Here is a 21,832-nt window from a genome sequence, read left to right on the forward strand (position 1 = left end):
CCTCTCCCCCAGTGGGGGAGAGGGTTGCGAAGGGTTGGCGTGGCGCCAGCCACGCCTTACCCGGTCGGGACGGTTGGGGACGGATCCTCCCGTCCCCAACGCCCGCGCCGGAAGGATCCGGCGCGGACGTCCCCGACGGGTGAGGGGGATTCCACGTCACCGGAGTTCGCACTACCCAACAACCGGCGCCGGAGACAATCGGCGCACCTTCCAAAGCGGAACCAACAAACGATGGCGGCGAACAAGAAGCTCTACGTCCTGCCGGGCGACGGCATCGGCCCCGAGGTCATGGCCGAGGTACGCCGCGTCGTCGGCTGGTTCGACAAGAACCGCGCGATCACCTTCGATTTGGCCGAGGGTCTGGTTGGCGGCGCCTCCTTGGATGCCCATGACACGCCCTTGACCGACAAGACCTTGGCCGATGCGGTCGCCGCCGATGCCATCCTGTTCGGCTCGGTCGGCGGACCGAAATGGGATTCGCTCGCCTTCGAGAAGAAGCCCGAGCGCGGTCTCCTGAAGCTGAGGAAGGAGATGGACCTCTTCGCCAATCTCCGGCCGGCGACGGTCTTCGAGGCGCTCATCGATGCCTCCACCCTCAAGCCCGAGGTGATCAAGGGCTGCGACATCATGGTCTTGCGCGAGCTCACCGGCGGCGTCTATTTCGGCCAGCCCAGGGGCATCGAGACCCGGCCCGACGGGACCAAGCGCGGCCTCGACACCCAGGTCTACACCACGCCCGAGATCGAGCGCATCGCCAGGGTCGGCTTCGAGCTGGCGAAGAAGCGCCGCAACAAGGTGCACTCGGTCGATAAGGCCAATGTGATGATGACCGGGGTGCTCTGGCGCGAGACCGTGACCAAGCTGCATCAGGCCGAGTTCGGAAATGTCGGGCTCGAGCACATGTACGCCGACAATTGCGCCATGCAGCTCGTGCGCAACCCGCTGCAGTTCGACGTGATCGTCACCGATAACCTATTCGGCGACATGCTGTCCGACTGCGCGGCCATGCTGACGGGCTCGCTCGGCATGCTGCCCTCGGCCTCGCTGGGCGCGCTCGATCCCAGATCGGGCAAGCGCCACGCGCTCTACGAGCCGGTGCATGGCTCGGCGCCCGACATCGCCGGCAAGGGCATCGCCAATCCTCTAGCTGAGCTCCTGAGCTTCGCCATGCTGCTCCGCTATTCCTTCGATCTGCCCGAGGACGCGGATTTGGTCGAGAAGGCGGTCAAGAACGTGCTGGCCTCAGGCAAGCGCACCGCCGACATCGCCGCCAAAGGCAAGACGCCGGTCTCGACCAAGGCGATGGGCGATGCGGTCCTGGGCGAGCTCGACCGGCTCGCCAGGTAGGGCTCCGCTTCCGGTTCGCATGCGAGCGCGGTCGACGGTGCCTGCCCGAACTCGATGCCGTGTGCGATGAGGGCGTCCTGCTCGGCTTCCCGTCGGGAGCGGGCGAGAGCGCTGGTGCCGATGAGGCGAACGACCCTGGCCCCTTCTCCCGCCAGAGCGACCAGCCGTTCGGTTGCGTCGAGATCGGCCGGGATTCGCCGAGCCTCGCTCCGCGCCAAGGCCAGAACCGCCGGGGCGGCGGTCTCGTCATGGACGACGATTTCGGCCTCTTGCAGCAGGCGGAGAGCCTTCAGCGTCAGGTGGTCGATCTCCCCCAGCGCATCCTCGACATAGTGGACCATGCCCATGGGTGGACCGGGCCGACCGGCGCAAGAGCGATCCAGCTGCCGCCTGAGGAGCTGAAGGCCCTCGGTCCATCGTCCGGCTGAGATAAGCTCGGCGACGGGGCCGCTGAAGATGGCAACCCAGAAGCGGCGGCGCGCCGCCGCATCGCTGAGCCGTCGCCTGACGTCGTTGCGCAACGCTCCGGCGAAGGCGGCGAGCTGGCCGAGCGCGCCGGGGAGCATGCTTTCGATGCGCATCTTGACGAGCTGCGTCAGCACCGGGGAGGTGCCGCCGCTGGAAATCGCCACGACCAGCGGCGAGCGATCGACGACAGCCGGCATGATGAAGCTGCAAAGTGCTGGACGATCGACCGCGTTGACCGGCAGGAAGCGGGCGCGCGCGGCCTCGGCTACGGCGGCATCGCCGGTCTCCTCACCCGTCGCCGCAATCGCCAGCACCGAGCCATCGAGATCGGCTGGAACGAATGCCGAGGCGCGATGCTCGCCCTGCTCGCGGATGAGCCAGCGGCTGAAATCCGGGTCGAGCCGCGGCGCCACCACGCGGATGCGGGCTCCAGCCCCGATGAGGAGCTTGGCCTTGCGCCAGGCGACCGCGTTGCCGCCGACGACGACGGCCAGCCGGTTCTCGAGGTCGAGGAAGATCGGGAAGTAGCGTGTCATGCCGGTGCCGCGTTGCCGAGGGAGGCGAGCAGACCGCGGATCTCCGGCAGGCAGGAGCCGCAGCTGGTGCCGGCGCCAAGCGCGCGGCCGACCGCCTCGGTGGTGTTGAAGCCCCCGGTCGCCGCGGCGCGCAAGATGGTCTCGCGGCCGACGGCGAAGCAGGCGCAAATCGTCGGGCCGGTATCGGCGCCGGGGGAAGCCGGCCGGGCGGCAAGCAGGAAGCGCCGGTCGGTTGCTTCCAAGGACGGCGCCTCGAACATCGTGGCGAGCCAATCCTCGTCCGGCAGAAACGAGTCCGGTGCCAGGAAGGCGCAGGCGGCGAGCCGGCCCTCCTGGATCGATGCGCCGCGGTGTTGTCCGGCGCCGGCGTCGTTGTATTCGATCCATTCGCCGCCGCCCTTCGAGCGGAGAATGCCGGTGAGCAAAGCCCAGCCTTCCGCCGGCGCCGTGCTGCCGGCAAGCTCATGCCGCCAGAACCCCTCGCGCGCGGTGATGACCGCGTATTCGTGTGGTGACGCATCGAGGGGTTCCAGCGCCAGCAGGATGGCCTGCCAGCGCGCCGGAAATCGGGACAGCCGAACCGGCGTGTGCTTGAGTTCAGGCTGCCCGGAAACCGGATCGTAGACGGGGTTGACGGCGGCATTGACGCAACCCTCACGGCTGAACTGGTCGGTCCAATGCATGGGGGCGAAAATCACGCCCGGGCGCTGTCCCGGATCGATCCTGACCCGGGCGCTGCAGCGTCCCCACCGGCTCTCGATCCGCGCGAGGTCGCCGCTGGCGATCCCGGCGGCGGCCGCGTCGGAGGCGTGCACATCGACGATCGGGCCGGGAGCGTGCCGGCTGAGCCGCGGCGACCGGCCGGTCCGCGTCATCGTGTGCCACTGGTCGCGGATCCGGCCGGTGTTGAGCGCCAAGGGGAATGCCGCATCCGGCTCGTGCCGAGGCGGCACCGGTGGTGTGGGCACCAGGCGGGCGCGGCCATCTTCCGTATAGAACCGGCCATCGGCGAAAAATCGCTCGCGGCGTCGCTCGGGCTCGGCCGGCACCGGCCAGCGCACCGGCTCCAGCCTCGCGTAGCCGGCATCGTCCAGAGAGGCGAGCGCCCCCAAATCGAAGTCCCTGGATCCGGCATTTTCGAATGCCGACAAGGCTGCATGCTCGCGGAATACCTCGGCCGGCGACCGGTAGGCAAAGCTCTCGGCGAAACCCAAGCGTCGGGCGACTTCGGCGATGATCCACCAATCCGGCCTCGCCTCGCCGGGCGCCGGCATGAAGGTGCGCTGGCGTGAGATCCGCCGTTCGGAATTGGTGACCGTGCCGTCCTTCTCGCCCCAGGCCAGGGCCGGCAGCAGCACATGGGCGTAGGAAGCCGTGTCGGTCCTGCGCATGCAGTCGGAGACGACGACGAGCTCGCAGCCGGCGAGCGCCCGGCGCACGCTGTCGCTGTCGGGCATGCTCACCGCGGGGTTCGTCGCCATGATCCACAGCACCTTGATCCGTCCCGTGGCCACGGCATCGAACATCTCCGCCGCCTTGAGGCCGGGTTTCAGCGCAATGGCAGGTGCTTTCCAGAAGCGGCGAACGCGCTCCACCTGCTCCGGCTCGAAGTCCATATGCGCGGCGAGCTGGTTGGCAAGAGCGCCGACCTCGCGGCCTCCCATGGCATTGGGCTGCCCGGTCACCGAGAACGGTCCGCTGCCCGGAGTTCCAATGCGGCCGGTCAGCAAATGGCAATTGATGATGGCGTTGACCTTGTCGCTGCCGCTGGAGGATTGATTGACGCCTTGGGAGTAGACGGTGACGACGCGGTCGGTCGCGGCAAACATCGAATAGAAGCAATGGAGCTCGGCTTCGCGAAGCCCGCACGACTCGGCGACGAGGGCGGCATTGGAGGCCGAGGCGCGTGCGACCGCCAGCGCCTCCTCGTAACCCGCAACGGCGGTGAGGAAGCCGGGCTTGGCCTTGCCGGCATCGACCAGCGCCACCAGGAGGCCGTTGAACAGCAGCACATCGGTGCCCGGCCGGATCGCCAGATGCAGATCGGCGATGTCGCAGCTTGCGGTTCGTCTGGGATCGATGTTGACGACGGTCAGCTCCGGACGCCTTGCCTTGGCCGCCGCCAAGCGCTGGTAGAGCACCGGGTGGCACCAGGCCAGATTCGAGCCGACGAGCACCACGACATTCGCCAGCTCCAAATCCTCGTAGGTGCCGGGAACCGTGTCGGCGCCGAAGGCGCGGCGGTGGCCGGCAACCGAGGAGGCCATGCACAGCCGCGAATTCGTGTCGATGTTGGCGCTGCCAAGGAAGCCTTTCATCAGCTTGTTGGCGACGTAATAGTCCTCGGTCAGCAATTGGCCGGAGACGTAGAAGCCGACCGAGTCCGCTCCGTGCTCCCCGATCGCGCGACCGATGCCGCCTGCCACCTCGGCCAGCGCGGTATCCCAGTCGACGCATCTTCCATGCAGCTCCGGATGGAGCAGTCTTCCTTCCAGGGACAAGGTCTCCGCCAGTGCCGCACCCTTCGAGCAAAGCCGGCCGTGGTTCGCCGGATGCTCCTCGTCGCCGGCAACGACGATGCCGCCCCCTTCCGCCGCCGAGGCGAGGATGCCGCAGCCGACGCCGCAATAGGGGCAGGTCGTGCGCGTGGCGTTCGCTCGGCGCATCCCTTGTCCCTTATCCGTTCAGTACACGTCGCGCTGATAGCGCTTGTCGCGGACGAGGCCGGCGAGGAAGGATTTCGCCTTCTCCTCGGACATGCCCCCCTGGCTGGCGACGATCGCGCCCAGGGCCCGATCGACGTCGCGGGCCATACGCTTCGCATCACCGCAGACATAGACGTGCGCCCCTTCCTCGAGCCAGGCCCAGAGGGCGGTGGCGCTCTCGGACATTCGGTGCTGCACGTAGAGCTTTTTCGGCTGATCGCGCGAAAAGGCGGTGTCCAGCGAGGTCAGCAACCCGTCCCGCCGCCAGGCTTCGATCTCCTCGCGATAGAGGAAGTCGAGGGCGCTGTGCTGATCGCCGAAAAGCAGCCAATTGCGGCCGCTGGCGCCCACGGCGCGGCGCTCCTGCAGAAAGGCCCGGAACGGCGCCACGCCGGTGCCCGGTCCGATCATGATGATGGGGGTGGCGGGATCGGCGGGCAGGCGGAAGCCATGGGAGGGCTGCACATAGGCGCCAAGCTCGCCGCCGCCGATGGCGCGCTCGGCCAAGTATGTCGACGCGACACCCTTGCGCCGCCGCCCATTGCGCTGGTAGCGCACCACCGCAACGGTGAGGTGGACCTCGCCCGCATGCGCCTTCGGCGATGAGGCGATCGAATAGAGCCGCGGCCGCAAGGGTGTCAGCGCTGAGGTCAGCTCGGTGAGCGGCGGCCTTGCCGAGGGAAACGCGCGCAGCAGGTCGAGGAGATCGGGGTCCTCGATGCTCGCCGGCTCCAAGCCCTCGGCGAGCCGCGCCAACCCCCTTGCTTCCTCCGGCTCGCTTGCATAGGCCTTCATGAGCTCGATCACCGCATCGCTCGGCCGCGCGATGTCGAAGGCGCTGGCGAGCGCCTCGATCAAAGGACGACGCACCCCGTCGGGGCAATCCACCTCTGCGCATGGCGCCACGCCGATTGCGGCTACGGTATCGGCCACCAGCTCAGGACAATTCGCCGCAAAGAGACCGAGGCTGTCGCCGACCTCGTAGTCGAGCGCGCTGCCGTTCAGATGCAGGACTACGTGGCGCGTATCCTTTGCCGAGGCCTCGTGGTTGAGCCGCCGCGTCCATTCGAAGCGGATCGGCGCCGCGGTTGCCGTCGGCGCTGCCGACACGACCGGGCCGGGACCGGCGGGTACGGCCTCGCCGATCAGCTTGCGCAGCATGCGCTGGGTCTCGCGTCCGCCGGGCGCGCAGAGCCCGAGATTCTTCTCGGAGCCGGCCGCCAACGCCTCGCCATAGCTCTGGCAGAGATAGCCGCACTGACCGCAGTCGAGCTGCGCCATCGCCGCCATCAGCATGCGTGCCGGCGGCTTGCCCTCGGCGAGCGCCAAGCGTTCGGCGATGGCGAGCGTCGGATCGTGCCAGGGAAATTCCTCGGCATCCGGTTGGGAAGGTTGGGCGGGCAACACCTCGCCCGACAGCAATCCGGCGAAGAAGCCATTCAGCCAGGCGCGCTGCGTCGTGGTGAACGGCGCCGACTCGGGAATGAGCGGAATCCCGGTCACGCGGCCTCCGCGCCGGGCGACGCTGCGGCGGCTTCGAACAGGCGGCGGAGTGCCGCCAAATCGTGGCGGGCGACGAAGGCTTGAAAGCTTTCGCCGGGCTGGCTGCGGTGCTCGACATAGGCCCGGAGCATCCCTTCGATCCGGCCGAGCACCAGAGCGAAGGGGACGGACGGCCAGAGCTCGCGGGCGATGCGCTGCTCGGCGCCGGCAGCACCGCCGACGAAGATGTGATAGCCCTCGACCAAGTCCTCGCCCTCGGCCACCTTGACGCCGAGGAGACCGATGTCGGCGACGGCGTGCTGCGCACAGGAATTGGGGCACCCCGTCAGATGGATGTTGACGGGCTGATCGAGAGCGACGCGCGCCTCCAAATGATCTGCCAGCGCCAGCGCCTGACCTTTGGTGTTGGTCGCCGAGAACTTGCAGCCGGTATTGCCGGTGCAAGCGACGAGCGCGCTGCGGATGGAGCTGGCGGACCAAGTGAGTCCCGCCGCTTCCAGGTGCTGCTTGGCTGCTCCCAGTGCCGCTTCGGGAATGTCGGAGATCAACAGGTTCTGCCAGACCGTCAGTCGGATGGTACCGCTGCCGTGCTCATCGGCGATGTCGGCGAGTGCCTGCATCTGGGCCACGCTGAGGCGGCCGACGGGCAGGGCGACGCCGATATAGGAGAGGCCGTCCTCAGATTGGCGGTGGATGCCGATATGGCCGTGCTTCAGGATCGGCGGCCGTGGCTCGAACGCGGCGGCGGGCGCCCTCCTCCATGGGAATGGCAGCCGCTTCTCGGTCTCCGCCATGAAGCGCTCGATTCCCCAGGCATCGAGCAGGTATTTGAGGCGCGCGCGCTTGCGGTCGCTGCGGTCGCCATGCTCGATGAATACCCGCACCACCGCGGCCGCGACGGCGACGCACTCCTCGGGCGCGACGACGACGCCGGTGTCCTTGGCGAAGTCGCCGTGGCCGGTGATGCCGCCGAGGCCCAAACGGAAATACACGCCGGGAGCGGCCACCTTGGCGTCGGTGAGCCTACACGCGGCAAAGGCGATGTCGTTGGTGTCCTCCAGGACCGATACTTGCCCGCCGCCGTCGAAGGCGATGTTGAACTTCCTGGGCAAGCCGTACATCTCGCGGTGGTTCAGGATGTAGTGGTGCAGCGCGCGGGAGAGCTCGCGCGTGTCGATGAGCTCTTGCGGGTCGATTCCCGCCGTGGGGCTGCCGGTGATGTTGCGAATGTTGTCGGCGCCCGCACCCCGCGAGGTCAGGCCCAGCTCTTGGATGGCCATGAGCACGGCAGGAGCCGCGCCGACGGCGATCTCGCGGATCTGCAGGTTGGCGCGCGTGGTGACGTCGGCATAGCGGCCGCCGAAGCGCTGGGCGATGTCGGCGACGCCGCGGAGCTGATGGGCATTGAGGATGCCGCCGGGCATGCGCAATCGGCACATGAAGGAGTCTTGAGCCGGGGCGACGTAGAAGAGCCCATGGAACTTGTGCAGGAAGACGTCGGTGCCCTTGGGAAAGCGACCGGTCTTGGCATTGGCCGCGATCTCGTCCCAGAGATCGAAAGGATTCTTGTCGCGCTTCGCCCGCTCTTCCGCCGTGAGCCGCTTGCCATCGGCCAGCACGCGGGCTTGCGCGGCATGGTGGATCGACTCCGGCCCGGAGGGTGCCGCGGCACCGTTGCCGTGCGTTCCGAGCATGGGCGCCAGCGCGTGGGCGCCGCGGCGCGCCTCGACGCCGCTGGCGAAGCCCTCGAGATAGCGCTTCTGCTCCTCGGTGAAGTCGAAGCTGCCGGTCATGGGACCGCCGCCGCCATCGGCAGGGCGGCAGCGGGACGTTCATCGCCGCCGCCGCGGCCGCCTCTCTCGGCGAGCTGGCGACCGAAGATGAGGTCATGGCGCCATGCCTCGATCGGCCGGTTCTGGCGCACCAGCTCGGCATACCAGCCGGCATCGCTGATATCGCCATAGAGCACGGCACCCTGCAGACGGCCGGCCGAAAGCACGAGCTTGCGGTAGACGCCGCGGGCCGCGTCGTCGAGGAGGATCTCCTCGGCGCCGTCGGTGGCATCGAGATCGCCCAGAGAATAGGTATCGATGCCGGCGATCTTGAGGCTGGCCGTGGCGATCGAGCCACGGTAGGCGGCATCGCGCACGCCGGCCAGATGTTTGGCCAGGATCCGCGATTGTTCCCAGATCGGGCCAACGAGACCGTAGACGCGGCCCTGATGCTCGATGCACTCGCCGAGCGCGTAAATGCGGGGATCGGAGGTCTGCAGACGATCGTCCACCACCACCCCCTTGCGGCAATCGAGGCCTGCCGCCAGCGCCAGCGCGGTATTGGCGCGGATCCCCACGCCCATCACCACAAGATCGGCCGGCAGCGTCCGTCCATCGCCGAGGCGAATGCCGGTAGCCCGCCCCCGGCCGAGGATCGCCGCGGTTTCCGCCGGCATGACGAACCGGATGCCGCGCCGGATGAGAGAGGCTTTCAGCATGTCGGCCGCGCGGCGGTCGAGCTGCCGTTCCATGATCCAGGGCATGAGGTGGACGACCGTCACCGCCATGCCGCGGCGCCTGAGTCCGTCGGCCGCTTCCAGGCCCAGGAGCCCGCCGCCGATGACGATCGCGCGCGTTCCGGCGGCGGCGGCGGCGATCATGCGCTCGACATCGGCGAGATCGCGAAAGGCGACGACACCGGCGAGATCGGCTCCGGGGATGGGGAGCATGACCGGGGTGGAGCCGGTCGCCAGCACCAGAAGGTCATAGGGGACAGCGGCATCGCGGTCGGTCCGCACCAGGCCCTCAGTCCGGTCGATCGCCGTCGCCGTCTCGGCCGAGCGCAGCAAAACGCCGCGGGCGGCATACCAGGCAGCATCGTGGGTGACGATGTCGTGACGCTCGCGGTCGCCGGCGAGCACGGCGGAGAGCAGGATGCGGTTGTAGCTGCCGCCGGCCTCGGCGCCGATCACCGTAATGGCGAAGCGTCCGGGGGCGGCGGCCAAGAGATCCTCCACCAGCCGCGCGCCGGCCATGCCGTTGCCGACGACGACCAGGCGCGCCCTTGCTTCCATGCCGTCCACCCGCACCCCCTCTAGGCCGCGTGCAGACCGGGCCGGCGATAACGGGCATAGAGGAACTCCATGACCGCGGCCCGGCAGCGCAAATAGGTCGCATCGGAAGCGAGCTCGAGCCGCCGCCGCGGCCGCGGCAGCCCGACCTCCCGCAACGCGCCGATCCCCGCCCCGGGGCCATTGCTCATCATCACGATGCGGTCGGAAAGCAGCACCGCCTCATCCACGTCATGGGTGATCATCAGCACGGTGTTGCCGAGCTTCTCGTGGATTTCCATGACCGAGTCCTGTAGGTGCGAGCGCGTGAGGGCATCCAGCGCGCCGAAGGGCTCATCCAGGAGCAGCACCTTCGGCTCCATCGCCAAGGCGCGGGCCAGGCCGACGCGCTGCTTCATGCCGCCGGAGATCTCGCCCGGCCGCTGGTCCTTCGCCTGGGCCATCTGCACGAGCTCGAGATTGTGCATGACCCAGTCGTGGCGGACCGCCCTCGCTTGCTGGCGCAGGACCTTGTCGACGGCGAGGCGGACGTTCTCGTAGACGGTGAGCCAGGGCAGGAGCGCGTGATTTTGGAACACCACGGCGCGGTCGGGCCCCGGCGCATCGACCACCTTGCCCTCGAGCAGGACGACGCCGAGACTCGCCTCGACGAGCCCGGCCACGATGTTGAGCAAGGTCGACTTGCCGCAGCCGGAATGGCCGATGATGGAGATGAATTCGCCGCGGTCGATCTTGAGCGTGACGTTGCTGAGGACCTCGGTCGTCATGGCACCCCGGGTGAAGGTCTTGCCCACGCCCTCGATGCTGAGATAGCTGGTCACGGTTTCCTCCTCAGTTCGCCGACGTGCCGCGCGAGATCAGCGCGCCCAGGAGCGCGATCATCCGGTCGAGCACGAAGCCGACCAGGCCGACATAGATGAGCGCCACGATGATGTCGCCGATGAGCGAGCTGTTCCACGCATCCCAAATGAAGAAGCCGATGCCGACGCCGCCGATCAGCATCTCGGCGGCGACGATGGCGAGCCAGGAGAGCCCGATGCCGATCTTGAGGCCGGTGAAGATGTAGGGAACGGTCGCCGGCAGCATGATCTTCCAGAAATATTCCGGACCCGAAAGCCGGATGACGCGCGCAACGTTGGTGTAGTCCTGGGGAATGTTCCTGACGCCGACCGAGGTGTTGATGATGATCGGCCAGACCGAGGTGATGAAGATCACGAAGATCGCCGAGGGCGTGCCCTCGCGGAAGGCGGCCAGCGACAGCGGCAGCCAGGCGAGCGGCGGCACCGTGCGCAGGACTTGGAAGATCGGATCGAGCCCGCGCAAGGCCCAGGTGCTCTGCCCGATCAGCACGCCCAATGCGATGCCGATGATCGCCGCCAGCAGGTAGCCGACGGCAACACGGCGCAGGCTGGCGATGATGTGCCAGAACAAACCTTTGTCGAGACCGCCGCGGTCGAAGAAGGGATTGCTGATCAGCTCCCAGGATTTCTGCACCACTGTGCTCGGTGGCGGCAGCGTGGCTCCCGCCTGCGAGCACAGCACTTGCCAGAGAGCGAGCAGCACGCCGATCATGATCAACGGCGGCAGCAGCCGATTGCCGGTTTCGCGCAAGGCCGAGGCGACCCGGTCACCGAGTGGCGAGCGCGGCAGCTTCAGCATCACCACCTCGGCGGAGAGTGCAGCGGCCGGCTCGAAGGCGCTCGGGGATCGGACCGGCTCGGCCATATCCTTGCTGCTGGCGGCAAGGCGGCTCATACGATCCTCTTGATCGCGAGGCTATCGAGATAGGCCTGCGGGTTCTCCGGGTCGAAGACCTTGCCGTCGAAGAACGTCTCCTTGCCGCGCGAGGTGCCGGCCGGGATGTCCGCGGCAGGGACGCCGATGGCCTTTGCCGCCTCGCGCCAGAGATCTTCGCGGTTCACCTTCTTGATGAGCGCCTTCGTGTCGGTCGCAGGCGGCAGATAACCCCAGCGGATGTCCTCGGTCAGAAACCAGAGCTCGTGGCTCTGGAAGGGATAGGAGGCGTGATCCCGCCAGAACTTCATCAGGTGCGGGCTCGCCTTCACCTCGCGGCCGTCACCGTAGACGAAGGTGCCCCGGGCGCGGCCGACGATGTCCTCGACCGGCACGTTGAACCAGGAGCGGCGGCCGACGATCTGGCACATCTCCTCCTTGTTCTCGTCCTTGTCGCACCAAATCTGCGCTTCCTCGACCGCCATGAGGGCGGCGAGCGCCGCCTTCGGGTTCTTGTCCGCCCAATCGGCCCTGACCGCGAAGCTCTTCTCCGGGTGCTTGTTCCACAGCTCGCCCGTGGTGAGCGCGGTATAGCCGAGCCCCTGGTTCACCAATTGTGCGTTCCACGGCTCGCCGACGCAGAACGCCTCCATGGTGCCGACCTTCATGTTCGCCACCATCTGCGGCGGCGGCACGACGATGACCTGCGCGTCCTTGTTGGGATCGATGCCGCCGGCGGCAAGCCAATAGCGAAGCCAGACGTCATGCGTCCCGCCCGGAAAGGTCATGGCGCATTTCACCTCGGCGCCGGCGGCGCTCATTTTCTTGAACGCGGCGCTGAGCGGCGCCGAATCGAGCTTGGCGCCGGTGGCGAGATGGGTCTTCGCCACCGAGATGCCCTGGCCGTCGAGATTGAGCCGCGCCAGGATGTACATCGGCACGGGCTGGTTGTTCTGGGTGACGGCGCCGGTGGTGATGAGATAGGGGAACGGCGTCAGGATATGGGCGCCGTCGATGCCGCCCTTGTCGGAGCCGAGCACGATGTTGTCGCGGGTCGTACCCCAGGATGCCTGCTTCGCCACCTCGATATCGGGCATGCCGTATTTGGCGTAGAAGCCTTTCTCCTTGGCGATGATGAGCGGCGCCGAGTCGGTGAGCGCGATATAGCCGAAGGTGGCCTTCTTGATCTCCGGGCCGGTCCCTTGGGCGAACGCGCCGGCGGGGAATGCCGCGCGCAACGCGGAGATGAGCGCGGCGGTGCCGGCGATCCCGGCTCCGCCGGCGATGAGCTCGCGGCGCGTCGGCCGGCCTTCGGCTGGGATCGGCGAACCGGTCGTTGGCTTCGAACGGCGCATGTTGGGTTCCTCGTCGGTGGTGTCTTGGAAGGGAATGGGGGTGTCTTGGAAGGGCATTGGTTCACACGCTCCAGCGCTGCGAGGATGGCGGCTGCCGCAACGGCGGCTCCGCCGCGTAGCGCTCGAGGTCGCAAGGATCGAAGACGCGGCCGTCGACGAATTCGTCCGGACCCATGGCGAGCGGTCCGGCGGCGCCTTCGAGCGCCCACGGGCGGGCATGCTCGCCTTCGCGCTTGCGGTCGGCTTTCGGGCAATTGAGACCCAAGCCCGCCGCCACGCCGCGGTAGAGATCGGGGCGATACACCGCTGCCGCCGTCGCCGCGATGTCGACCGCCGGGTCGAGCTGGCCCCAGCGGCGCATCTGCGTCAGCGTCCACTCGGCATGGGAGAGCCAGGGAAAGCCGGCGGCATTGCGGTGGAAGACGTGGAAGTCAGGCACTGCCTCAGGGGGCTCGTTCTGCGCGCGGCAAAGCCCGCCGGTGAGCGAGAGCGCGACGATGTCCTCGGGCAGGTCGACGTAGCGGCCGCTGGTCAGGATGCGGGCGACCTCCCAGCGATTGCCCGGATCGTCGGCCCAGCATTGCGCCTCGGCGAGGGCGGAGATGAGCGCCTGGTGGGTGTCGGGATGCCGCTCGGCCCAGCCGGCCGAGACGCCCAAGACCTTTTCCGGATGATTGTTCCAGATCTCGTAGCTGGTGAGCGCGATGCGGCCGATGCCGAGCTCGACCGCGCGCCGGTTCCAGGGCTCGCCCACGCAGAAGCCGTCGATGCGTCGGGCCATGAGGTGAGCGACCATCATCGGCGGCGGCACCACCGAGAGCCTTATGTCGCGATCCGGGTCGATGCCCGCCGCGGCGAGCCAGTAGCGCAACAGGTAATTGTGGGAGGCATAGGGAAAGGTCACGGCGAAGCCGAGCGGCGGCGCGCCTGCGGATTTCCGGCGCTCGAGGACGCGCTTCAGCGCGAACGCGGTCAGCCGGTGGTCGGCGGCCGCTTCCGGCACCGCGCTCGCCAGCAGCTGCCACAGCTCCACCGACAGCGTCACGGCGTTGCCGTTGAGGCCGAGGTTCAAGGCGGTGATCATCGGCGTCTTGATGCCGCCGAGACCAAGGCTGGCGGCGATCGGCATCGCCGCCAGCATGTGGCCCCCGTCGAGCGCCCCGAAGGCGACCTTGTCGCGCACATTCGCCCACGACGCCTCGCGCGTCAGGGTCGCCTCGATGCCCCATTTGCGGAAGAATCCGCGCGCTTCAGCAACCGCCAGCGGCGCGCAATCGGTGAGCGGCACGAAACCGAGCCGCACCTGCTTCGTTTCCAGGCGATCGCCTGGCGACGGCGCTTGGTTGGCTTCTGCCGGTGACGACTTTCGACGACCTTGTCTCTGCATTGCGCTCTCGACCTCGACTGCAAAGCTGTGAACCCCGCGGCGGCACCGATCGGTTTCCGCCAGCGCAAAACCATGCCCAGCCCGCGAGCCGTGTCTGCTCGTGGATGGACATCCTTGTCCCCGTGCCGCACCGCCGTTGGCGCAGCCCATTTGCCTTGTTTGGGATCCGAGCCGTTCCGCCGTTGGCCGCTCGGACGAGCCCTGCCGATCCTGCGGCGGGCTCGTGAAATCCCGGTTGCACTGCAGCAAAGCCCGTGCCAGGGTCCGGTGGAACGGTCTAACTAATTGTTAATACGATGTTTTCAGTGTTCTGGGGGGTCGCGGGGAGGTATCGGCGGCGGCGCCGCACGCCTACGGATCGAGCAATGGCGGCGCGTCCGCGACTAATTCCGCGGCACTCCCATCGCTATCGCTTGTGCAGAAGCTGAGCGTAAGTGATGAGCGCCTCGGCCACGTCGACCAGTCGCTTGTTCTGGTCCATCGCGAGCTTGCGCAAGGTCCGATACGCATCCTCTTCGGACATGCGCTTCTCGTCCATGAGAAGACCTTTGGCGCGTTCGATGACGCGGCGCTCCTTGAGGCTGGTCTTGGTCTTTTCCAGCTCCTGACGCAGTGCCTGGAACTCCTTGAAGCGGGCGATGGCGACATCGAGCACCGGCTTGACGCGACGGCTGCTGAGCCCGTCGACCACATAGGCGCTGACCCCGGCCGATATGGCCTCTTCGATCATCTTCGTATCGGAGGTGTCGACGAACATGACGATGGGTCGCGGCACCTCGCGGCTGATTGCACGCAAGCTCTCCAAGGTGTCGCGGCTGGGCGAGTCCATGTCGACGATGATGACGTCCGGTGCCGACGCCTTCACCCGCTCGACCAAGTCATCCTCCGGCCGCGCCACGGCGGCGATGCGGCAGCCGGCTTCGACGAGGCTTTCCTCCACGATCTTGGCGCGCGCCGGATCCTCGTCGACGAGCAGCACCCGCAACGCCGGTAGCGGTTTATCCGCGGCATTCGAATCGACGGACATCGAGGGACAACCTGCGTCGGGCGCCATGGAACCATTGTGCAGTGCAATAAATGGACCAGGGTTCCGAACGCAGGCTGCCCGCGGATCCTAAGATTGCTGGCTATTTCGCGCCTGACCAATCCTTAGGCAGCGCAGCAATCGAAGGATCGCCTATCCCTGTGCCATCGGCGGGGCCGGCACGGCCGAGGCCGCACCTAGTGTGATGATTCCGAAGTTCATATCCGAACTTCGGAATCTGAATCACACTAGATTCAATAGATTAGTGGCCCGCTTGTCTCAGAAATTCGCTGACGAATTTCTGCGGCGGGACACTAGGTGATCGGGTGCGTCCGCGTCACATCCAGGGGATGATCGATCAGCGGCTGTACACGTCCTAGGAAGCGCAGGGTGCGCGGCAGTTCGGCATGGGTCTCGAACGCCGCCTCGTCGATCCAGCGCGAGTGGATCCAGAACAGCCTGGGATCGCGGACGGAACGATAGGCTGCAATCGCCAAGCAACCCAGCTCGGCCCGCACTGCCGGGACCTGCTCGCTGAGCGCCGCCGCGACCGCGGCCTCCTGCCTCTGGTGGGCATGGAAGCGGGCGAATATGAAGAGCTCCATCGGGTTCTCCCTTCTCCCGCTCGCTTCTACGCCCTGAAGGCTGCCAATCCCTGTCAGGAATTCCTGCTAGTCTCGCCGCCATGCGGGCGAGCCGGCTCTTGTCGATCCTGATGACCTTGCAGACGCGGGGCCGGATGACGGCCGAAGCCTTGGCCCGGGAGTTCGAGGTCTCGATGCGCACGATCTATCGCGACATCGACCATCTGAGCCAGGCCAATGTGCCGGTCTACGCCGATCGCGGGCCGGGCGGCGGATTTCAATTGCTGGATGGCTATCGCACCAAGCTCGCCGGGCTTTCGCCGGCGGAGGCCGAGACGCTGTTCCTGGCGGGCCTGCCGGGGCCCGCCGCCGAGCTCGGGCTGGCCCAAGTGCTGGCGACCGCGCAGCTTAAATTGACCGCTGCCTTGCCGGAGTCGGCGCGCGCCACCGCGCGCCGGGTGTCGGCCCGCTTCCATCTCGATCCCGTCGGTTGGTTCCGGAGCAAGGATCAGGCCCTGTTGCTGCCCACCATCGCCAAGGCGGTGTGGAACGAGATGTGTCTGGAGGTGCGCTACAAGCGCGGCGAGCGCTGGGTCGCCCGCCGGCTGAAGCCCCTCGGCCTCGTGCTCAAGGCCGGCATCTGGTACCTCGTCGCCGAGGCAGGCGAGCAGATTCGCACCTATCGCGTCGCCAACATTCTCCAGCTTTCCCTCACCGACGACCGCTTCCAGCGCCCGAAGGACTTCGACCTGGTGCGGTTCTGGACGGATGCCGCCAGCGCCTATGAGAGCGGTCTCTTTCGCGCGACGGCGACGCTCCGCCTGTCGCCCACGGGGCTGGCCAAGCTCGATCTCCTGGGCTCGGCGGTGGCCGAAGCCGCTTTTGCATCGGCGGGACCGGTCGAGGCGGACGGGCGGGTGCGCGCGGTCATTCCGATCGAGTCCATCGATCAGGCGGCGGCGGATCTCATCCGGCTCGGCGCGGAGGCGGAGGCGCTCGAGCCGCCGATACTGCGAGACCGCATCGCCGAGATGGCGCTGGATCTCTGGCGCCTCTACCGCGACGGCGCCGCCGGATCCAAGACGCCGGCGGCCTCCAGCTCGCGGCCCAGACGGAAAGTGACGAAGAGCCAGAACATGCGGAAGTCGCTCGCGAGCGACCACAACGGATAAGTGAAGGTCGCCGGCCGGTTGCGCTCGACCATGAGATGGGCGAGCCAGGCGAAGAGATAGCCCGCGACCGCGGACGCCGGCAGCAGACGCCAATCCCCGGACGCGCCCGCGAGCGCCAGCAGCAGCAGACCGAGAGCGGTGCCGAGATAGTGCAGCGCCCGGGTCAAGGGACGGCGATGCTCTCTGAGATAAAACGGCCAGAACTCCCCATAGGCGGCGATGCGCTGGGCCATGGGGAGGATGCTCCTTCTCCCGGTGCTCGAGTCCTTGCAAACAAGGTGGTGCGAGCGTAAGTCAACCGGGCTTGCTCAAAAATAGGGACTTCGCCCATGGGTTATAGGGTCGCGGTGGTCGGCGCCACCGGCAATGTCGGCCGCGAGATGCTGAAGACGCTGGCGGAGCGGGAGTTCCCCGTCGACGACGTGGTGGCGCTCGCCTCCGAGCGCTAGGTCGGCGGCGAGGTTTCCTTCGGCGAGGACGATAACCTCAGGGTCCAGGATCTGGCGCACTTCGATTTCAAGGGCACCGACATCGTGCTCTCCTCGCCGGGTGCCAAGGTATCGGCGGGATTCGCGCCCCGGGCGGCGCGCGCCGGCGCCGTGGTGATCGACAACACTTCGCAATTCCGCATGGACCGCGACGTGCCGCTGGTGGTGCCGGAGGTGAACGGCCAAGCGATCGCCGGATACGCCAAGCGCCACATCATCGCCAATCCCAACTGCTCGACCATCCAGATGGTGGTGGCCTTGAAGCCGCTCCACGACATCGCGCGCATCAAGCGCGTGGTGGTGGCGACATACCAATCGACCTCGGGTGCCGGCAAGGAGGCGATGGACGAGCTCTTCAACCAGACCCGGGGCATCTATGTGAACGACGCCGTGACACCCGATCGCTTCACCAAGCAGATCGCCTTCAACGTCATCCCCCACATCGATGTGTTCATGGATGACGGCTCGACCAAAGAGGAATGGAAGATGGCGGTCGAGACCAAGAAGATCCTCGATGCGTCCATCGAGGTGGTGGCGACCTGCGTGCGGGTGCCGGTGTTCATCGGCCATGGCGAGGCGGTGAATGTCGAGTTCGAGCACGCGATCGACGAGAAGACGGCGCGGAGCGCGCTGCGCAAGGCCCCCGGCATTTCCGTCGTCGACCACCGTGCGGACGAGGGCTACGTCACCCCGACCGAGGCTGCCGGCGAGGATTCCGTCTTCGTGAGCCGCATCCGCGCCGACCGCACGGTCAAGCACGGGCTCAGCTTCTGGGTCGTCTGCGACAATCTGCGCAAAGGCGCGGCCCTCAACGCCGTGCAGATCGCCGAGACCCTGGTCAAAGACTATCTGAGCAAGGGCAAAGCCGCTTAGCTACTCCAACCGTTCGATCGCGAGCAGCGTCGGCGGGGCGACGATGCGCTCGAGGGAAGGCACCAAAGTCAGCTCGCGCTCGCCCGAGGCTTCGGTTGCTTGGATCGCCTCCGCCACTCCCGAGGCGGCCAGCTGCAGGGAAGAGGCGAGCGAGCCGGTCGCGAGGTAGTGGCCCAGCAGCAGGGCGGCGATCAGATCGCCGGTGCCGTTGTAGCTCCTGGGCGACAGCCTGGCGCTGACCCGCCAGACGCCGTCTCCAGCGACGGCGAGCATGTCGATCCGATCATCGGCGCGGAGTCCGGTCACCACCACCGCGCGGGGCCCCAGCCTCAGCAGCTCCTTCGCCGCCAGCACGGCCGATTGCGGCCCGTCGATGCTGCGACCGGTCAAGTACCCGAGCTCATAGGCGTTGGGCTTGACGATGTCGGCGAGCGGCAGCAGCTCTGCCCGGATCGCTTCGGGCACGCCGGCTCGCACATAGGTGCGGCGGTCGTCGCCGATCACCGGATCCAAGAGATAGCGAACGCCGGCATTGGCACGCTTCGCCCGCGTCACCGCATCGGCCGCCACACCGGCATTCGCCGCCTCGCCCAAATATCCGGTGAGCACGCCCTGGCATTTGCCGATGACGCCCAACGCGTCCACACCATCCAGGAGCGCTGCCAGCTCGTCCGCCGGCACCACGCGGCCGCGGAACTTGCCGTGGCCGGGATGGTTGGAGAAGCACACCGTGTCGAGCCGCCAAACCTCATGGCCGAGGCGCTCCAGAGGCAGGGCGGCGACACTGTTGCCGACATGGCCGAAGACGACGGCGGACTGGATGGAAAGGATCGCCATGGACGCTCGTGTCCCGCCCCTGAAATTCGTCAGCGAATTTCAGGGATAAGCGGGCCACTAATCAATTGAATCTAGTGTGATTCAGATTCCTAAGTGCGTGGACGAACTTCGGAATCATCACGCTAGGAGCTCGCGTATCGGATGACGCAAAAAGCGAGACCGGCGTACGGCACCCGGTGTTCACCTTCGGTACCCTCGGAACGAATCAGGCCGGCGGTTTTGGAACGAAACGGGACGACTTCGCCCGCCTCCCGCAGCCGTGGTGGGAGGGGCTGAAGCCGTCTACAACATGTTGTTGCGGATCGGAATCCGCTTCACTAGGATGAGCGGCGTCAGGGGGATGGGCGAACCCATCCAAACGTGACCTCGAGCGGCCCTAACCATCCGAGACACGACCCCGACACCGCCTGAAGCACCAGCTTCGCGAAGCCGGCACCTCGCACCTGAGGCGGGTGACGCCTTCTGTCCCGATCCCGGGGCCCAGCCCTGGCCGAGCCGTGCCCACGAGATCCGGGAATGCGTCGCCATCGATTGGCGGCCAAGCCGTCGCTCCGCCGCCCGAGGATGTCCCCTCGCTCCCCGGTTGCCCGAGGGGCATCAAGCCTTGCGCGCCCGGCGTATTCCCACCCTCCCTCGCTCACCCGCGCCGCCCGGTGTGACCCGGAGGCGCGACTTTGCGGATCTTGCTGTGCCCTCCTTGCGGAGAGCCGCACCGACCGATCCACGCTGCGTCGGACGCCGCCGCGTGGACGGGCATGGATGGGCGCCATCGTGCTGGCCCGACCCGCGGGCCCAGCGTCGCGCACCTGATGGGGCTTTTGACCCCCGGCGCACGGAGCCGGACCCTGGGACACCACCGACCGCATGGACTCCGGTGCTCCCGAAGGAGCCGCTGGCTCGCCAATCGTCCGCCTCGAGTTGCCCCGCGCGGCCGATCCCTGACCAACCCATCGCCCATGCACGCTCCCACGTGCCGACCAAACGGTGGCACGAATTCTTGACGCTCGCAAGAAATAAAGGCGCGAGAGCTCAACTAATATTCCATCATAAAAACATCATCCAAATATAAACTGATTACCCACAGGGTTTTCCACTGAGATATTATTACAAGCACCGGCAACAATCTGACCCGGGCCGGGCCGGACGCAGGGAATCCGCGGGTTTGACGACGACGGTCGCGGCGACGCGCCGGGGCCCCTGTCAGGGAAAAGATTTGTCCCCGCAATCCACATCGCCATGACGTCTCTGCGGCTAGAACGAGAAGCGCTGAATCGCGAGGTCGACGCCGTTGAGGCTGACAACGCCTTGGGTTCCATTGGTGCCGAATTGCATGGTGACCGGCCCGACCGCGGCGGCCTGACAATCAAAGCGCCGCGGTCCGATCGCACCCAGAAACGGCCCGCCGGCGCACTCCCAAAGCGGCATCCCCAACACGTACCAAGCGCCTCCGACCTGCACCACCCCGGTCGAGCCGAACTGCCACACCGGCGCGCCATTCAAGCGGTAGTGAAACACCGCCAGATAAACCATGCCGGTATCCCTGCTGTCGGCCTGGACCTCGATGAATAGGCCCTGGCCGGACCGTGAGGAGTTCCACCACCAACCGGCCTCGGGCAAGCCGCTCGCCGTCGGGCGGGGGGTGTCGAGGCCTCCAGGGACGAAAGCAAAGCGGGAAATCGCCACCGATGTCTCCGGCAGGACGCCGTCGGGCGGCGGCAGCATGATCGTTCCCGTTCCGGGCGTCGCAAACACAACTTGGACGGCGCGCCCGTCCTTGCCGACCGCGCGTCCGTCGGCAGGTGGCCGATACGGATCCAACAATCCCGTGCCGCCGTCGTAGCGCAGCAGCGTTCCGCTGAACGCCGAGCCGTCGGCAGCGAGCAGGAGGGTCGCCACATACCAGACCGCAGCACCGGACTCGGTATAGGCATACATGCCGAAGTACACATGCAGCGATCCACCCGCGTCGCTCGCCTCGATGCTATAGCCGCGTCCGCTCTCGCCCGGATTCCACCACCAGCCGGTTTCCGGACGCGCGGTTCCCGGCCCGAATGTCGCCGTGCATGCCACATCGGTGGACAGCGTGACACCGGCCGTAACCTGACCGGTGGCCGCGCAAGCGCCGCTCCAGCCGACAAAACCTGAACCGATCGCCGGTCGGGCGGCCAGGGTCACGGTAGTGCCGCCGGCGAATCCGGCGCTGCAGCCCTGGTCCGATCCCGGCGCGCAGTTGATGCCGGCGGGTGTGCTGGTCACTGTGCCACGACCAGGGCCGGCCAAGCTCACCGAAAGCGTCTTGCCGCCGACCGCGAACGTAGCCGTGCACGCGATGTCGGCGTTGACGACAACCCCGATGGTGCCGGCGCTTCCAGAACAGGCGCCCGACCATCCGACAAAGACCGACCCGCCGGTGGCGGCGGCACTCAAGCTGATGGATGTGCCCTGCACGAACGTCGCCGAGCATTGACCCGTGCTGCAGTTGATTCCGGCCGGGCTACTCGTCACCGTGCCGGCGCCATTGCCTGCAATCGTCACCGCAAGGGTCTTGGTCGCGGCGGTTAGGGTGGCCGTGCAGGAGGCGTTGGCATTTAAGGTGATGACCGTTGAAGCGAGGGCCCCGGAACAGGCCCCGCTCCAGCCGGCGAAGGTCGATCCGGCGCCCGGACTGGCCGTGAGCGTGACCGCCGTGCCCTGGTTGAACGACGCCGAGCAGGTGCCGGCGCTGCAATTGATGCCCGCCGGACTGCTCGTCACC

At 67.2% G+C, this 21,832-nt stretch carries 15 protein-coding genes and 1 pseudogene; 3 read left to right on the forward strand and 13 right to left on the reverse strand.

Going from position 1 to position 21,832, the window contains the following annotated elements; all coding sequences use genetic code 11:
* The first annotated feature begins 231 nt into the window (after positions 1–231).
* Positions 232–1,347 carry a 3-isopropylmalate dehydrogenase gene (gene leuB / locus HY058_22840; protein MBI3500140.1) on the forward strand — a complete coding sequence of 372 codons (1,116 nt, stop codon included), beginning with the start codon at positions 232–234 and terminating at the stop codon, positions 1,345–1,347.
* 1,000 nt (positions 1,348–2,347) lie between these two features.
* Here leuB and HY058_22845 read toward each other — a convergent pair.
* The 10 genes from HY058_22845 to HY058_22890 form a co-directional block, all read right to left on the reverse strand.
* Positions 2,348–5,017, reverse strand: a complete 2,670-nt coding sequence (locus HY058_22845; GenBank protein ID MBI3500141.1) for a molybdopterin-dependent oxidoreductase — start codon at positions 5,015–5,017, stop codon at positions 2,348–2,350.
* Positions 5,018–5,035: 18 nt separating this feature from the next.
* Positions 5,036–6,550 carry a sulfite reductase subunit alpha gene (locus tag HY058_22850; GenBank protein MBI3500142.1) on the reverse strand — a complete coding sequence of 505 codons (1,515 nt, stop codon included), beginning with the start codon at positions 6,548–6,550 and terminating at the stop codon, positions 5,036–5,038.
* A gap of 5 nt (positions 6,551–6,555) precedes the next feature.
* Positions 6,556–8,352: a NirA family protein gene (locus tag HY058_22855; GenBank protein ID MBI3500143.1), complete on the reverse strand. Its 1,797-nt coding sequence runs from the start codon at positions 8,350–8,352 to the stop codon at positions 6,556–6,558.
* Positions 8,349–9,635: an NAD(P)/FAD-dependent oxidoreductase gene (locus HY058_22860; protein ID MBI3500144.1), complete on the reverse strand. Its 1,287-nt coding sequence runs from the start codon at positions 9,633–9,635 to the stop codon at positions 8,349–8,351. The genes HY058_22855 and HY058_22860 overlap by 4 nt, the downstream gene beginning before the upstream one ends.
* Before the next feature lie 11 nt (positions 9,636–9,646).
* Positions 9,647–10,390 (reverse strand): ABC transporter ATP-binding protein, encoded by a 744-nt coding sequence (locus HY058_22865; protein MBI3500145.1) that lies wholly within the window; start codon positions 10,388–10,390, stop codon positions 9,647–9,649.
* Between the two features lie 64 nt (positions 10,391–10,454).
* On the reverse strand, positions 10,455–11,348 hold the full coding sequence (gene ntrB / locus HY058_22870; protein MBI3500146.1) for a nitrate ABC transporter permease: 894 nt from the start codon (positions 11,346–11,348) through the stop codon (positions 10,455–10,457).
* Between the two features lie 26 nt (positions 11,349–11,374).
* Positions 11,375–12,712 (reverse strand): ABC transporter substrate-binding protein, encoded by a 1,338-nt coding sequence (locus HY058_22875; protein MBI3500147.1) that lies wholly within the window; start codon positions 12,710–12,712, stop codon positions 11,375–11,377.
* A 61-nt stretch (positions 12,713–12,773) separates the two neighbouring features.
* Positions 12,774–14,015 carry an ABC transporter substrate-binding protein gene (locus HY058_22880; protein MBI3500148.1) on the reverse strand — a complete coding sequence of 414 codons (1,242 nt, stop codon included), beginning with the start codon at positions 14,013–14,015 and terminating at the stop codon, positions 12,774–12,776.
* 490 nt (positions 14,016–14,505) lie between these two features.
* A complete protein-coding gene (locus HY058_22885; GenBank protein ID MBI3500149.1) occupies positions 14,506–15,126 on the reverse strand; it encodes an ANTAR domain-containing protein in 621 nt (206 codons plus the stop codon).
* Between the two features lie 311 nt (positions 15,127–15,437).
* Positions 15,438–15,728 (reverse strand): antibiotic biosynthesis monooxygenase, encoded by a 291-nt coding sequence (locus tag HY058_22890; protein MBI3500150.1) that lies wholly within the window; start codon positions 15,726–15,728, stop codon positions 15,438–15,440.
* An 80-nt stretch (positions 15,729–15,808) separates the two neighbouring features.
* Between HY058_22890 and HY058_22895 the strand changes: the two genes are divergently transcribed.
* Entirely contained in the window at positions 15,809–16,879 is a 1,071-nt protein-coding gene (locus tag HY058_22895) for a YafY family transcriptional regulator (GenBank protein MBI3500151.1), read from the forward strand.
* Here the strand turns inward: HY058_22895 and HY058_22900 are convergent.
* A complete protein-coding gene (locus HY058_22900; protein MBI3500152.1) occupies positions 16,762–17,112 on the reverse strand; it encodes a DUF962 domain-containing protein in 351 nt (116 codons plus the stop codon). The two genes, HY058_22895 and HY058_22900, sit on opposite strands and share 118 nt — an antisense overlap.
* A 96-nt stretch (positions 17,113–17,208) precedes the next feature.
* Here HY058_22900 and HY058_22905 point away from each other — a divergent pair.
* Positions 17,209–18,240 (forward strand): annotated as a pseudogene (locus HY058_22905) (aspartate-semialdehyde dehydrogenase).
* On the opposite strand, the gene pdxY reads toward HY058_22905, so the two are convergent.
* Positions 18,241–19,077 carry a pyridoxal kinase gene (gene pdxY / locus HY058_22910; protein ID MBI3500153.1) on the reverse strand — a complete coding sequence of 279 codons (837 nt, stop codon included), beginning with the start codon at positions 19,075–19,077 and terminating at the stop codon, positions 18,241–18,243.
* Positions 19,078–20,328: 1,251 nt separating this feature from the next.
* A partial coding sequence (locus HY058_22915; protein ID MBI3500154.1) for a hypothetical protein occupies positions 20,329–21,832 on the reverse strand: 1,504 nt, incomplete at its 5' end.

The sequence above is a fragment of the Pseudomonadota bacterium genome, assembly GCA_016195085.1.
Classification (GTDB): domain Bacteria; phylum Pseudomonadota; class Alphaproteobacteria; order SHVZ01; family SHVZ01; genus JACQAG01.

What these genes read in the sequence shown, in the direction of transcription:
- leuB (MBI3500140.1), top strand. Translation starts at nt 232, where the DNA reads ATGGCGGCGAACAAGAAGCTCTACGTCCTGCCGGGCGACGGCATCGGC.
- HY058_22845 (MBI3500141.1), bottom strand. Translation starts at nt 5,017, where the DNA reads ATGCGCCGAGCGAACGCCACGCGCACGACCTGCCCCTATTGCGGCGTC.
- HY058_22855 (MBI3500143.1), bottom strand. Translation starts at nt 8,352, where the DNA reads ATGACCGGCAGCTTCGACTTCACCGAGGAGCAGAAGCGCTATCTCGAG.
- HY058_22865 (MBI3500145.1), bottom strand. Translation starts at nt 10,390, where the DNA reads ATGACGACCGAGGTCCTCAGCAACGTCACGCTCAAGATCGACCGCGGC.
- ntrB (MBI3500146.1), bottom strand. Translation starts at nt 11,348, where the DNA reads ATGGCCGAGCCGGTCCGATCCCCGAGCGCCTTCGAGCCGGCCGCTGCA.
- HY058_22875 (MBI3500147.1), bottom strand. Translation starts at nt 12,712, where the DNA reads ATGCGCCGTTCGAAGCCAACGACCGGTTCGCCGATCCCAGCCGAAGGC.
- HY058_22885 (MBI3500149.1), bottom strand. Translation starts at nt 15,126, where the DNA reads ATGTCCGTCGATTCGAATGCCGCGGATAAACCGCTACCGGCGTTGCGG.
- HY058_22890 (MBI3500150.1), bottom strand. Translation starts at nt 15,728, where the DNA reads ATGGAGCTCTTCATATTCGCCCGCTTCCATGCCCACCAGAGGCAGGAG.
- HY058_22895 (MBI3500151.1), top strand. Translation starts at nt 15,809, where the DNA reads ATGCGGGCGAGCCGGCTCTTGTCGATCCTGATGACCTTGCAGACGCGG.
- HY058_22900 (MBI3500152.1), bottom strand. Translation starts at nt 17,112, where the DNA reads ATGGCCCAGCGCATCGCCGCCTATGGGGAGTTCTGGCCGTTTTATCTC.
- pdxY (MBI3500153.1), bottom strand. Translation starts at nt 19,077, where the DNA reads ATGGCGATCCTTTCCATCCAGTCCGCCGTCGTCTTCGGCCATGTCGGC.